At 72.3% G+C, this 13,244-nt stretch carries 10 protein-coding genes; 3 read left to right on the plus strand and 7 right to left on the minus strand.

Annotated elements, in window-relative coordinates:
- Positions 1-2 precede the first annotated feature (2 nt).
- Positions 3-1,790 carry an AMP-dependent synthetase/ligase gene (locus tag ACCP09_RS23025; RefSeq protein ID WP_433750119.1) on the minus strand — a complete coding sequence of 596 codons (1,788 nt, stop codon included), beginning with the start codon at positions 1,788-1,790 and terminating at the stop codon, positions 3-5.
- A gap of 132 nt (positions 1,791-1,922) precedes the next feature.
- Here ACCP09_RS23025 and kynU point away from each other — a divergent pair, with 132 nt between their 5' ends.
- Positions 1,923-3,089: a kynureninase gene (kynU, locus tag ACCP09_RS23030; protein ID WP_433750034.1), complete on the plus strand. Its 1,167-nt coding sequence runs from the start codon at positions 1,923-1,925 to the stop codon at positions 3,087-3,089.
- Positions 3,090-3,510: 421 nt separating this feature from the next.
- Here kynU and ACCP09_RS23035 read toward each other — a convergent pair whose 3' ends face one another.
- From ACCP09_RS23035 to ACCP09_RS23055, 5 genes are all read right to left on the minus strand, one after another.
- Positions 3,511-4,131 carry a VOC family protein gene (locus ACCP09_RS23035; protein ID WP_400990305.1) on the minus strand — a complete coding sequence of 207 codons (621 nt, stop codon included), beginning with the start codon at positions 4,129-4,131 and terminating at the stop codon, positions 3,511-3,513.
- A 137-nt stretch (positions 4,132-4,268) separates the two neighbouring features.
- Entirely contained in the window at positions 4,269-4,964 is a 696-nt protein-coding gene (locus ACCP09_RS23040) for a response regulator (protein ID WP_027934282.1), read from the minus strand.
- Positions 4,961-6,469 (minus strand): GAF domain-containing sensor histidine kinase, encoded by a 1,509-nt coding sequence (locus tag ACCP09_RS23045; RefSeq protein WP_433750039.1) that lies wholly within the window; start codon positions 6,467-6,469, stop codon positions 4,961-4,963. Before ACCP09_RS23045 ends, ACCP09_RS23040 begins: the two co-directional genes overlap by 4 nt.
- 20 nt (positions 6,470-6,489) lie before the next feature.
- Positions 6,490-6,867 carry a pyridoxamine 5'-phosphate oxidase family protein gene (locus ACCP09_RS23050; protein ID WP_027934284.1) on the minus strand — a complete coding sequence of 126 codons (378 nt, stop codon included), beginning with the start codon at positions 6,865-6,867 and terminating at the stop codon, positions 6,490-6,492.
- Between the two features lie 484 nt (positions 6,868-7,351).
- Positions 7,352-8,170 carry an inositol monophosphatase family protein gene (locus ACCP09_RS23055; protein ID WP_378365555.1) on the minus strand — a complete coding sequence of 273 codons (819 nt, stop codon included), beginning with the start codon at positions 8,168-8,170 and terminating at the stop codon, positions 7,352-7,354.
- A 57-nt stretch (positions 8,171-8,227) separates the two neighbouring features.
- Between ACCP09_RS23055 and ACCP09_RS23060 the strand changes: the two genes are divergently transcribed.
- Positions 8,228-8,731 carry an FBP domain-containing protein gene (locus ACCP09_RS23060; RefSeq protein WP_167499092.1) on the plus strand — a complete coding sequence of 168 codons (504 nt, stop codon included), beginning with the start codon at positions 8,228-8,230 and terminating at the stop codon, positions 8,729-8,731.
- Between the two features lie 160 nt (positions 8,732-8,891).
- Here ACCP09_RS23060 and ACCP09_RS23065 read toward each other — a convergent pair whose 3' ends face one another.
- Positions 8,892-11,483 carry a bifunctional FO biosynthesis protein CofGH gene (locus ACCP09_RS23065; RefSeq protein WP_433750044.1) on the minus strand — a complete coding sequence of 864 codons (2,592 nt, stop codon included), beginning with the start codon at positions 11,481-11,483 and terminating at the stop codon, positions 8,892-8,894.
- Positions 11,484-11,630: 147 nt separating this feature from the next.
- Here ACCP09_RS23065 and ACCP09_RS23070 point away from each other — a divergent pair, with 147 nt between their 5' ends.
- Complete coding sequence (locus ACCP09_RS23070; protein WP_433750047.1) at positions 11,631-13,217, plus strand: IS1634 family transposase; 1,587 nt, start codon at positions 11,631-11,633, stop codon at positions 13,215-13,217.
- Positions 13,218-13,244: the final 27 nt, after the last annotated feature.

The raw sequence follows: 13,244 nt of genomic DNA on the forward strand, positions 1-13,244 counted from the left end.
GTCTACTGGTCCGCCGTGTAGAGGGCGGCGATGTCGTTCGCGTAGCGGTCGTTGATGATCCGGCGCTTCAGCTTGAGCGTCGGGGTGACCTCGCCGCTCTCCGGCGTCCACGGCTTGGCCAGCACCTGGTACTTCTTGATCTGCTCGACGCGGGCCAGCCGCGCGTTCGCCGCCTCGACCGCGCGCTGGATCTCATCCCGCACGGCCGGGTGTTCGGCCAGCACCACCGGGTCGCTGCCCTCGATGCCCTGCTGCGCGGCCCACGCCGGCAGGAACTCGTCGTCGACCACGATCAGCGCCGTGACATACGGCTTGTCGTTGCCGATCGCGACCGCCTGGCCGATCAGCGGGTGCTCCTTGAGCAGCCCCTCGATGCGGGTCGGCGCGATGTTCTTGCCGCCCGAGGTGATGATCAGCTCCTTCTTGCGGTCGGTGATCGTGACGAAACCGTCGGCGTCGATCGTCCCGATGTCACCGGTGTGGAACCAGCCGTCCTCGTCCAGCGCGGAGGCGATCGTCCCGTCCTCCTGCAGGTAGCCCATGAACACCAGCGGGCCGCGCACCAGCAGCTCGCCGTCGGCGTCCACCTTGATCTCGGTGTCGGCCAGCGCTCGCCCCACGCTGCCGGCGCGGAACGCCTTCGCCGAGTTCGACGTGATCGCGCCGGAGGTTTCCGACAGGCCCCACACCTCGTGGATCTCCACGCCCAGCCCGGCGAGGAAGTACAGCACCTCGACCGGCAGCGCGGCCGCGCCGCTGGAGCAGAAGTGCAGCTTGTCGAACCCGAGCAGCGCCCGGACCGGGGCGAGCACCGTGCGGTCGGCCTCGGCGATCTTCTCGGCGAGGTCGGCGGGCACCTCCTGGCCGGCGTTTCGCAGCTTGTACCCCTGCTGCAGCAGGTCGCTGGCGGAGAGCAACGCTTCGCGCCGGTCCTCGGGCAGGTTGGGCAGCATCGCCTTGAGCCCCGCGGCGATCTTCTCCCACACCCGCGGCACGCCGAAGAAGCCCTGCGGGTGGACCCGGCCGAGCGCGCCCGCGACCTGCGTCGGATCGGCGAGGGTGTGCACGTGGCCGGCGTAGACGATCGGCATGTAGATCGAGATCTCCCGCTCGGCGATGTGGGCGAGCGGCAGGTAGGCGATGTTCGACAGGTGCATCGGCGACTCGTGCAGCGCGTGCACGGCGTAGGCCTCGAAGATCACGTTGTGGTGGGACAGCACCACGCCCTTCGGGTCGCCGGTGGTGCCCGAGGTGTAGATCATCGCGATCGGGTCCTCCGGGCGCACGTCCGCCCAGCCGTCCTCGAACGCCTGCGGGTCGGCCTGGTGCAGCTCGGCGCCGCGGGCGCGCAGTTCGGCGAGGCTGACGAACCGCTCGTCGCCCGCGGGGACCGCGTCCTGGTCGATCATCACGATGCGGCGCAGCGCGGGCAGCTCGTGCAGGACCTGCTGCCAGCGCTTGAGCTCGTCCGTGCCCTGGAGCACGACGACCGGGGTGCCGCTGTGGCGGGCGACGTAGGAGATCTGCTCCGGGCTCAGGGTCGCGTACGCGGTGCACGAGATGGCGCCGAGGTGCGTGGCGGCGAGGTCGGCGATCAGGTGGTCCGGGGTGCTCGGCGCCATGATCAGCATCCGCTCACCGCGGCGCAGGCCGAGGTCGGCCAGGCCGCGGGAGACCGCGGCGATCTCGTCGCGGAACGCCGACCAGGTCAGCGTCGGGCGGTCCGGGTCGTCCAGTGACGTGAGCGCCGGCAGGTCGCCGTACTCCGCGGCGTTGCGGCGGAGGAGCATGGGGATGGTCAAGCCCTCGGCCTGCTCAGCGACGGACGGTTGGCTGGTCAACTGCGACCTCCTCGTGATCAGCTGGCGGAGACACCACCCTATGTGACCGCCAACACAGGGCGATAGAGAGAAAGGGACACGATGTCGCTGCGAGACGAAGCGGCCGAACTCGACGCGCGGGACCCGCTGGCGGGCAAGCGGGCGGAGTTCGATCTCGACCCGGACGTGTCCTATCTGGACGGAAATTCACTGGGCGCCCCGCCGCGCGGGGTCGCGCCGCGGCTCGCGGAGGTCGTCGGCGAGCAATGGGCCGGGCGGCTGATCCGGTCCTGGGACGAAGGCTGGTGGGACGCGCCGGAGCGGATCGGCGACCGCATCGCGCCGTTGATCGGGGCGGGGCCGGGCCAGGTGGTGGTCGGCGACTCGACGACGGTGAACCTGTTCAAGGCGGTGGTCGCGGCGGCGCGGTTGAACCCGGGACGGCCGGAGATCCTGGTTGACGCGGGCACGTTCCCCACGGACGGCTACATCGCCGAGAGCGCGGCGCGCATGACCGGTCACTCCGTGCGGCGGGTGCCGGTCGGGACGCTGGCGTCGGAGGTCGGTCCGCGCACGGCCGTGGTGCTGGTCAACCACGTCGACTACGTGACCGGGGAGCTGCACGACCTGCCGGGCATCACGGCGGCGGTGCACGCGGCCGGGGCGGTCGTGGTGTGGGACCTGTGCCATTCGGTGGGGGCGGTGCCGGTGCCGCTGGACGCTGCCGGTGTCGACCTGGCGGTGGGGTGTACGTACAAGTTCCTCAACGGCGGGCCCGGGGCGCCGGCTTTCCTGTATGTGGCACGGAAGTGGCTCGACGAGTTCGACCAGCCGCTGACCGGATGGGCCGGGCATGCGGATCCGTTCGGGATGACCCCGGCCTATGCCGGACGGGCGGGCATCAGCCGCGGCCGGACCGGGACGCCGGACATCCTGTCGATGCTGGCGCTGGACGCCGCGCTGGACGTGTGGCGCGACGTGACGATCGACCAGGTCCGCGCGAAGGGGCTCGCGCTGGGGGACTTCTTCCTGCGGTGCCTGGACTCCCTGGTGCCGGGCGCGCGGGTGGTGACGCCGCGGTCACACGCGCGGGGGAACCAGGTGTCGGTCGCGTGGCCGGACGCCAAGGCGGCGATGGAGAAGCTGATCGCGCGCGGGGTCATCGGGGACTTCCGGCCGCCCGAGGTGCTGCGGTTCGGGTTGGCCGGGCTGTACGTGCGGTACGCGGACGTGCTGCGCGCGGCGGAGGAGTTGCGTGGGTTGCGGTAGGGGTGTTTTGCGGTCGGGAGTTGGGCGGGTTGCGGTCGGGTTGTTTTTGGCGGGGAGTTGGGCGGGTTGCGGTAGGGGTGCTTTTGGTGGTGCGGGAGTTGCGTGGGTTGCGGTAGGGGTGATTGGCCGGTGGGGTTCGTGGCGGGCCGTGAGGGGGTCAGTCGCGCGGCGTTGAACGGTCATTTCAACGAGGGGTGAGGCGCGGGCGGGGTGGACCCGTGGTGGTTGAAAGGTCCTTTCAACCGGGTGTGAGGGAGCATTTCGGGCGAGGGGCGGGGTCGCGGGGTGGGGCCGCACGCAGGTGGCTCGGCGCTGCGGCGAGGCGGCGCGGTGAGGTGCGGCGAGGCACCGGCGAGGCACCGCGGCGAGGCGCCCCGGCCCGCAAAGCGAGGCACCGGCGAGACAGCGCGGCGCCCAAGCGTCAGTCCCGCCCCTGCCAGGTCGTGACACACGCTTCGTTCCCCTCGGCGTCGGCCAGTACCCAGAATGCCGGTGCCGCCTCGTCGGAGCGTAGGACGCCTCCGGCGGCGAGCGCGGCCTCGATTCGGCGCGGCGCCTCGTCGTGGGGGACGGACACGTCGATGTGCATCCGGTTGCGTTGGGGGCGCGGGGCGTCCATCTGCTGGAACCAGATCGACGGCCCTTGACCCCGCGGGTCGACCACCTCGGGTGGTCGCGGGCCGTCGACGTAGTCCATCACCGCCCGCCAGAACGGCACGATCCGCGCGGCGTCGAGCGTGTCGATCGCGATTTCCAGCACCTGCGCGTCCCCCGGCGACGGCTCGTATCCCAGATCCCGGACCAGCTCGGAGATGCGCCGGGCCAGGTCGATCTCCCGCGCGGTCACCGAGGCGAGCACCAGCCTTACCCGACCGGGCCGGATGTCGACCGCCACCTCGTCCGCCACCGACAGCACCCGCTGCGCCACAACCCCCGCGTCGCGCGCCGACGGCACCGACACCGCTGTCGACAAACCCGCCAGGACGTACCGCCAGCCGGCGTCACGCACCGCTTCCGAGATCTCCGCCCCAGTGAGCCCCATCCGGCGAAACCTACCCCCACCGTCCACAACAGACAATAGTTGGCCGGAGCAGCGGGAGGGGTGGGAGGCCGCTGCTCCGGCCGGTTATCTCAGCTCGCGGCGACCGGCGCGGCCGAGAATCTTCTGTTCTGACCTCTTCACCTTCGCCGATCACGTGCCCCGCGAACAGGGTCCAATGGCCCTGTTTGCCGACGGGAAATGTCACGCCGCCGGGTGGCGTACACGGCGGCTTCGGTGCGCCGCTCGAAGCCGAGTTTGTGCAGCACCGACGACACGTAGTTCTTGACCGTCTTCTCGGCCAGGTGCAGCTGCTCGCCGATCTGCCGGTTGGTCAGCCCGTCCGCGATCAGCTCCAGCACCCGCCGCTCCTGCGGGCTGAGCTGCGCATACCCCGGATCCGCCGCGCCCCCGCCGCGCATCCGGTTCAGCACCGTGGCGGTCAGCTCCGGGTCCAGCAACGACGCACCCGCCGCCACCCGACGGACCGCGTCCACCAAGTTCATCCCGGACACCTGCTTCAGCAGATAACCCGCGGCACCAGCCATGATCGCCCCGAACAGGGCCTCGTCGTCCGAGTACGACGTCAGCATGAGGCACGCCGGCGCCGGCTCCACCGACGACCGGATCTCGCGGCACACCCCGATCCCCTCGCCGTCCGGCAGGCGCACGTCGAGGATCGCCACGTCCGGCGTGAGCGGCGGAATCCGGTGCAGGGCCTCGGCGACGGTGCTCGCCTCACCGACCACCCGGATGTCGCCTTCGGACTCCAGCACGGTCCGCAAACCGGTCCGCACCAGCTCGTGGTCGTCCAGCAGGAAAACCGAGACGGTCATCGCACCCTCCCCGCGCCGTTGAGCTCGGCCGTCCACACGAGCTTCGTCCCGCGCTCGCCGCTCCGGGCGACCGAACAGTGACCGCGCCACCGCGCCGCCCGCTCACCCAGGTTGACCAGCCCGCTGCGCCGCCCGGGCTCGTCCGGGATTCCGACACCGTCGTCGGTGACGGTCAGCGTCAGCGACCGGCCCGCCAGGTCCACCGCCACCTCCACCGACACCGCGTCCGCCTTGGCGTGGCGGGCGACGTTCGACAACGCTTCCCGCACCGTCGCCGTGAGGTCGGCGCGCACCGGGGGCGGCACCGCCGAATCGACCGGCCCGGTGAACCCGAGCCGGGGCGTGAACCCCAGCGCGGGTGTGCAGTCCTGCGCCAGCCGCAGCAGCTCCGCGCGCACACCCTCGGCGGCCTCGTCGGGCTGGGTCAGCGAGAAGATGCTGTTGCGGATCTCGCGGATGGTGCGGTCCAGCTCCTGCACGAAACCGGTCAGCCGGTCCGCGACCTCGGGCTGCGTCACGAGCGGCCGCAGCCCCTCCAGCCCCAGCCCAGTCGCGAACAGCCGCTGGATGACCAGGTCATGCAGGTCGCGGGCGATGCGGTCGCGTTCGGTGAACACGGCCAGCCGCTGCCGGTCCTCCTCGGCGCGGGCGAACTCCATCGCCAGCGCCGCGTGCCCGGCGAACGTGCTGGCCAGGGCGACCTCGTCGTCGGTGAACGGCTCGGCGCCGCCGAACTTCGCGACCAGCAGCACGCCGAGGGTCTCCCCGCCGACGATCAACGGCACGGCGACCGCCGAGTCCAGCTCGGTGACCTGCTCCGGCACCCGGATGTTGACCTTGGCCTGCTCCTTGGTGGCGTAGCGGCCGTAGTTGCGCACGACCACCGCTTCCCCGGAGCTGAACGCCGCACCGCTGGCCGTGCCGTCGACCGGCACCGTCAACCCGGCCAGGCCGGGCGGGGCGTCCTCGCCCGCGGCGACGACCTCGAACACCAGCGTGCCGGGGTCGTCCTCGCGCGGGACGGCGACCGCGGCGGCCGTGGCGCCCGCGACCGCCCGGGCGTGCTCGGCGATCAGCCGAAGTGTGCGCTGCGGGTCCTCGCCGGTCAGCAGGGCCGCGGTGACCTCGTGCGAAGCCTCCAGCCAGCGCTCCCGGCTGCGCGTCCGCTCGTACAGAGTGGCGTTGTCGATCGCCATGCCGGCCGCGGCGACGAGCGTGACCACGGCTTCCCGGTCGCCACCGGTGAACCCGCCCTCCTTGCCGGTGAGCCGCAGCTCGCCGAACCGCCCGCCGCGGGCGTGCAGCGGCATCGTCAGCGACGCGCCGGGCGCGGCCGGATTGCCGGCGCGCACGGGCGCGGCGTCCGGCACCTGGATCACGGCGTGCGCGGCGCCGGTGAGGTCGCACGCGCTGGTGACGATCTTGGACAGGATCTCGGGCAGGCTGAGGTCAGCCGCGACCCCGACGACGGCCTCGACAAGTCCGCGAACGCCCGGTCCGATCACCCACTGCCCTTCCGGCAGCCCTACCCCACGAGCCGCCGACCCGAGACTACTTCCAGCGGGATGCGGATCCAACGGTCATCGGCGGTGCTCGCCGGCCACGCCCTGGCGCGTTCCCGGGTGGCCCGCGCCCGGCCGAGCACCGTCACCCACCAGCCGGACCCGAGGTCCGGGGCGAAGGCGTCGGCCTCGAACGCGACCACCCCGTCGTGCGCCGCGGCGAACAGCGGGCTCGCGGCGGGCGCGCCGAAGTTGACGGCGTCGTCCGCCAGCACGAACCGGACCGGCTGGACGGCGGGCAGACCGCGCGTGGTGAACACGACCCGCCCGATCCCGGCGGTGGCGAGCAGCTCCAGGCACTGCGCCCGCCCCAGCACTTCCAGTCCGAACGGATCGAGCATCGGAGCGACCGGTCTTTCGCGCGCGGGGAACGTCACGGCCACCACGATCACCCCGGCCGGTGATGGACGGTAGGGCCATTGGACCCGGGGGATCCGGGTCTGCCAGGGATGGTCGCGGCGGGCGGTTGGCGGTGCCGGGGCAGCGGTGGGTGGCGCGGGTTACGGCGGCGGTGCGGCGCCGGGGTTGGTGAGGTTTGGGTTGCGGCGGCGGTGTCAGGACAGCGGTGGGTGGGCGCGGGTTGCGGCGGTGATGCTGGAGCTGCGGTGGGTGAGGAGCGGGTTGTTTTGCAGGGGCTGGGCGCGGGTTGCGGCGGGGAGGGCGGAGCCGCGGTGTGGTTGTTAACGGGGTGCCGGTGGGTCCGGTCTCGCCGGGGATGATTGCGGCGTTGTCGACCGGAGTGCGGGGTGCAGCGGTGGATGCCGGGCCCGCGGTGGGTGCGGTGTGGGTCGTTTCGGGGTGGCCTCGGGTGCAGGTGGGTCCGGTCTAGCCGAGGACGGTCGCGGCGAGGTCGTCGGCCAGTTCGCGGCTCGCGGCGGCGATTCCGGACCAGCGGCGGGTCAGGTCCGGGTCGATCTCAAGCGGGCGGCCGCGCACGTCGATCACCGCGCCGCCGGCCGCGGGCACCGTCACCATCGCCGTCGCGAGGTCGACCAGCCGGTGGGTGTCCGAGCCCGGGTCGCAGAACGCGTCGACCGAGCCCTCGGCGACCAGCGCGCACTCCAGCACCGTGGTGGACAGGATCCGCACGCGCTGGGCCTTGTCCGCGACGCGCATCCAGGCTTCGGCGTTGCGCTTGTGCGGGCGGAGCAGGTTGACCGTCGCGCCGGTCAGGGCCGTGCGGCCGGTGGTGCGGAACGGGACCGGCTCGCCGGCGCGGGCGTGCCAGGCGCGGCCGGTGTCCAGCCACACGGTGAGCGCCTCGGTCGCCCGGCCGTCGACCGCGACCGTGCCGCCGAAGCAGCTCAGCGGCACCCCGTTGGCGGCGTTGTTGGAGCCGTCGACCGGGTCGACGACGAGCGTCACCGCGGAGCCGTTGTCGACGAAACCGACCTCCTCGCTGAGCAGGTTGACGCGGTGCCGATCCGCCTCCTCGGCGATCGCGGCCTCGACGATCTCGTCCACGCGCATCGTCGGGGTGCCGTCCGCGCCGTCGGCGACCTTCTCGGCCAGCTCCGCGCGGGTGTGCCTGCGGCGGGCGTCCCCGTAGGCGGCGCTGGCGGCGCGGGCCATCGCGGCGAGTGCGGGGTGGACGTTCTCGGGAAGGCCCGGGGCGGGTACCGGCCACGCGATCTTCGTGCTCATCACACTCGATCCTAAATGACTTGCCCGGTCACGGCGGTGCGACGGATCATTCCCGCCGTGCAACCCCTTGACGAGAACCGCATCCGCAAGTCGTTCGTGAACTGCTCGAAGGGGGAGGCGCAACGGCTGGCGCTGCCTGCGGGACTGGCCGGGCTCGACTGGTCCGAAGTGGACTTTCTCGGGTGGCGGGACCCGCGTGCCGCGCAGAACGCCTACCTCGTCGCGCCTTACGGGGACGAGGTGGTCGGGGTGGCGTTGCGGGCCGCGGCGAAGCACCGGAGCTCCGTGAAGTCCTCGCTGTGCGCCTTCTGCGGAACGATCCACGCGGCGACGGACGTGTCGCTCTTCGCCGCCCGGCGGGTCGGCGCGGCGGGGAAGCAGGGCAACACCGTCGGCACATACGTGTGCGCCGACCTCGCCTGCGGGCTGTACCTGCGGGGCAAGCGCCGCCCGGCGGTGCACAACCCGGTGGACCGCGCGCCGCTGGCGGAGCGGGTGGAGCGGATGCTGGCCAACGTGGCGCGCTTCCTGGACGAGGTGACGACCGACAACGCCGGCTGACGCCGCGGTGCCCGGAGGGGTGAACCGCCGCGGGTGCGGGGAACCACTGCCACAGGTGGGGAACTCGGTACCGGGGAACTCGCCGCGCACGGAGGGCCGACTCGGCAGCAGGAGGGGCGGACACTCCGCTGCCCACGAAGTGTCCGCCCCTCCGCAGCAGTCAGCTCACGATCGGCAGCGACAGCGGTCGCCGGACGGCCTGCGCGACGCCGTCGGAGGCGAGCGCCGCCGCCACGCGGTCCGGCGATGGGCGGCCGTACGTGGTCGTCCGCTGCACCAGCGGGCGGCCGATCGGGGCGACCATCGCCTCCAGTTCGCTGATCGTCTTGTACGAGCCGTTGTCCGCGCCCGCCATGCGGCTGATCGTCTCCTCCATCAGCGTGCCGCCGAGGTCGTTGACGCCACCGTTCAGCACGTCCCGGCAGGTGTCCTCGCCCAGCTTCACCCACGAGCACTGGATGTTGTCGATCAGGCCGTGCAGCAGGATCCGCGCCAGCGCGTGCACCGCCCGGTTCTCGCGCTTCGTCGGGCCCGGGCGGGACAGCCCGGCCAGGTAGATCGGCGCGTTCTGGTGGATGAACGGCAGCAGCACGAACTCGGTGAACCCGCGCCGCCCGGTCTTCTCCAGCGTCCGCCGCTGCAGGTCGGCGATCAGCTTGATGTGCCCGACCCAGTGGGCGGGCGTGTCGACGTGCCCGTACATCATCGTCGAGGTCGTCGGGATGCCCAGCTCGTGCGCGGTCGAGATCACCTCGATCCAGCTCGACGCGGGCAGCTTGCCCTTGGTGAGCACCCATCGCACGTCGTCGTCCAGGATCTCGGCCGCCGTGCCCGGCAGCGAGTCCACACCGGACTCGTGCGCGCGCGTCAGCCAGTCCCGGATGGACAGGTTCGTCCTGGACGCGCCGTTCACGACCTCCATCGGGCTGTAGGAGTGCAGGTGGATGTCCGGCTGCCGCCGCTTCACCTCGGCCGCCAGGTCGAAGTACGCCGTGCCGGGCATGTCCGGGTGGATCCCGCCCTGCATGCAGATCTCCGTCGCCCCGGCCTCCCACGCCTGGTCGACGCGGTCACCGACCTGCGACAGCGACAGCGTGTAGGCGTCGGCGTCCGTGCGGCGCTGCGCGAAGGCGCAGAACCGGCAGCCGGTGTAGCAGACGTTGGTGAAGTTGATGTTCCGCGTCACCACGAACGTGACGTCGTCGCCGTTGACGTCCCGGCGCAGCCCGTCCGCCAGCGAGGCGAGTGCCTCCAGTTCGGCGCCGTCCGCGTGCAGCAGCGCCAGAGCGTCCTCATCGGACAGACCGGCCGGGTCGCGTTCCGCGCGGCGCAACGCTTCCGCGATGTCGGTGTCCATCCGGCGCGGCGCGGTCGGAACCTGCGAAGCGAGTTCCTTCCAGTCGCCGTACACCGAGTCGAAGTCGCTGCGCCGGTCCTCGGTGCGACCCGTGGTGTCGACCTCGACGTGCAGGTCGGTGCGGCCGGTGCCGGCCTGGTCCTGCCAGCCGCCGTCCGGCTCCTGCCACGGGCGGCCCTCCAGGACCGCGTCCTCGCGCGCCAGGCCGGTCTTCGGATCGGCCAGCGCGGCGACGTGCCCGGCGACGCGCGGATCCAGCCACGGCTCACCGGCGAGCAGGTACTCGGGATAGATCGTCAGCCGCTCGCGCAGCGTGTAACCGGCCTTCTCGGTCTGCCGGGCCAGCTCGTCGATCTGCGGCCAGGCGCGCTCGGGGTTGACGTGGTCGGGTGTGAGCGGCGAAACCCCGCCCCAGTCGTCGATCCCGGCACGCACCATGAGGTCGTACTGGCTGCCGATCAGGTTCGGCGGCGCCTGGATGCGCATCTTCGGGCCGAACACGAGCCGCGCGACGGCGATCGTCGCGGCCAGCTCCTGCAGGTCGGCGTCCGGCGTGGCGCGCATCTTGGTGTCCGGCTTGGCGCGGAAGTTCTGCACGATGACTTCCTGGATACCGCCGTACTGGCGCGCCACCTTGCGGATCGCGAACAGGGCGTCCGCGCGCTCTTCGTAGTTCTCGCCGATGCCGATCAGGATGCCGGTGGTGAACGGCACGGACGTCCGGCCGGCGTCCTCCAGCACCCGCAGCCGCACTGCCGGGTCCTTGTCCGGCGAGCCGTAGTGCGGGCCGCCGCGCTCGCTCCACAGCCGGGTCGCGGTGGTCTCCAGCATCATGCCCATCGACGGCGCGACCGGCTTGAGACGCTGCAGGTCCTGCCAGCTCATGACGCCGGGGTTGAGGTGCGGCAGCAGACCGGTCTGCTCCAGCACCAGGATCGCCATCGCGCGCACGTAGGACAGCGTGTCGTCGTAGCCGTGCGCATCCAGCCACTCGCGGGCCTGCTTCCAGCGGTCCTCGGGGCGGTCGCCGAGGGTGAACAGGGCTTCCTTGCAGCCCATCGCCGCTCCCTGCCGCGCGATCTCCAGCACCTCGTCCGGCGACAGGAACGGGGCGTCCAGTTTGCCCGGAACCGTCGCGAAAGTGCAGTATCCGCAGCGGTCGCGGCACAGCCGGGTGAGTGGGATGAACACCTTGCGGCTGTAGGTGATGACGCCTTCGCGGCCGGCTTCGGCCAGTCCGGCGTCGCGAACTCGGGAGGCGTGCTCGGACAGCGTTTCGAGGTCTTCGTCGCGCGCGTGCAACAGCACGGTCGCCTCGGTGATGTCGAGGGTCTTGCCGTCGCGGGCACGGGCCAGCGCGCGGCGCATCGCGGAGGCGGTGGGAGCGGATGCCATACCGGAAACGCTAGGACCGGCCCGGCCCGCGGTGCCAGGACCAGACCGCGCAAGATCGGCCACACCGGGTGGCGGGAACCCTGTTTCCGCTGCTCACCACGGCCGTGGTCGTTGCGCCGCGGCCGGTGCCGGCGTATTACCTAAAGTGTGGCTTCGGTGATCGGCAAGCGGGTCGGCGGCAAGACCTACTACTACCTCGCGCACACCGGGCGGGTGAACGGCGCGCCGCGGATCACGTCGCAGCGTTATCTCGGCACCGCCGAGGACATCGCGGCAGCTCTGGACGGTGCGGCCGGTTCACCCGACGGTACGCGGCACCTGGCGTTCGGTGACGTCGCTGCCGTCTGGTCCACCCTGGAGCGGCTCCAGGTGCGCTCGGCGATCGACGCCGCTCTCGGATCGCGCAGGGCGAAAGTGTCGATCGGGACGTACATCGCGTTGTCGGTGCTGCACCGCGCGACCGCGCCGGGCACGGATCTGGCCCAGTGGTGGGCGGAGAGCGCGGCGAGCCGGTTCGTGCGGCCGCGGATCGCCGCCGCCGCCGTGCAGGACGACGAGTTCTGGCGCGCCACGCGGCGGCTGACGCGGGCGCAGCTGGAGCGGATCGAGGAGGCGGTGTCCGCGCGCGTGCGGGCACACCTGCCCGAGCCGATCCTGCTCGCGGTGGACGTGCCGAACTTCGCGACCTACGCGGAATCGGAAACCGCGGCGGCGTCCCCGGCCGGGCTGAGCACGGTGGTCACGCGGGACGGCGCGATCCCGCTGGCGTCGAGCGTGTACCGCCGGGAGGGCGCGGTGCCGTTCGGGGTGTCGGCCGACCGGCTGGCGTCACGGGTGGCCGGCCCGGTGACGCTGGTGTTCGAGACGGGCCAGCACGCGCAGCTCGACCTCGACGACGGCAGGCACTTCGTCGGCGCGTTGCCGCTGGGCGACTACCCGGAGCTGCTGGCGCGCCCGGCGTCGGCGCGCCGGTCGGTCGGCCCGGACCGCTTCGCCGGGGTGACGGCGCTCGACACGCACGCCGTGGTGTCCGGCACGACCCGGCGGGTGGTGCTGACGCACTCGGCGAAGCTGCACGCGGCGCAGGCGCGCGGGTTCGCGCAGGCGCTGAGCAGCGCGACGCGGCAGCTCGACGGTCTCGCGCTGGCGCTGGCGGCGGGCACCAACCGGCGGCCCCGCGAGCAGGTGCTGACCGAGATCGCGCGGATCACCCGGGTGCGGTGGGTCGACCGTGTGCTGTCCACGCGGCTGACCGGCACGCGCCCGGCCGAGCTGCGGCTGGAGTGGCGGGTCGACGAGAACGCCCGGTCGCGCCTGGACGAGGAGTACTTCGGCAAGCAGCTGCTGGTGACCGACCACGACTGGCCGGTCGCCGACGTGATCACCGCGTACCGGGCGCGCTACCACCTGGACTCGACGTTCCGGCAGCTCAACGGCCCGTTCGTGGCCGCGTCCGCGCCGCGGCGGCACTGGACCGAGCACCGGATCGCGGTGCACTCGCTGGTGAGCGTGCTGGCGACGGCGGTGACGCACGTGATGCGGCAGGAGGCTGACCGGGCCGGGCTGGACCTGTCGGTGCGTGAGCTGCTGGACCTGCTGTCGCGAATCGGGGAAACGGTGCTGCGGTACCCGTCGACCGGCGGCCGCCCGCGCACCCGGCGGCTGCTGACCTGCCGGGACGCGGTGCAGCAGAAGCTGTTCGACCTGTTCGGCCTGGACGCCTACGCGCCCTGAGCGCGGAACTCGCGGCTATGTGGGACT

This window comes from Amycolatopsis sp. 3B14 (genome assembly GCF_050958625.1).
Lineage (GTDB): Bacteria > Actinomycetota > Actinomycetes > Mycobacteriales > Pseudonocardiaceae > Amycolatopsis_E > Amycolatopsis_E thermoflava.

Excerpts from the sequence above, each read along its gene's own strand:
- ACCP09_RS23035 (WP_400990305.1), bottom strand. The coding sequence starts at position 4,131 with ATGGGGCTCACTGGGGCGGAGATCTCGGAAGCGGTGCGTGACGCCGGC.
- ACCP09_RS23025 (WP_433750119.1), bottom strand. The coding sequence starts at position 1,790 with ATGCTCCTCCGCCGCAACGCCGCGGAGTACGGCGACCTGCCGGCGCTC.
- ACCP09_RS23055 (WP_378365555.1), bottom strand. The coding sequence starts at position 8,170 with ATGAGCACGAAGATCGCGTGGCCGGTACCCGCCCCGGGCCTTCCCGAG.
- ACCP09_RS23050 (WP_027934284.1), bottom strand. The coding sequence starts at position 6,867 with ATGCTCGATCCGTTCGGACTGGAAGTGCTGGGGCGGGCGCAGTGCCTG.
- ACCP09_RS23065 (WP_433750044.1), bottom strand. The coding sequence starts at position 11,483 with ATGGCATCCGCTCCCACCGCCTCCGCGATGCGCCGCGCGCTGGCCCGT.
- kynU (WP_433750034.1), top strand. The coding sequence starts at position 1,923 with ATGTCGCTGCGAGACGAAGCGGCCGAACTCGACGCGCGGGACCCGCTG.
- ACCP09_RS23040 (WP_027934282.1), bottom strand. The coding sequence starts at position 4,964 with ATGACCGTCTCGGTTTTCCTGCTGGACGACCACGAGCTGGTGCGGACC.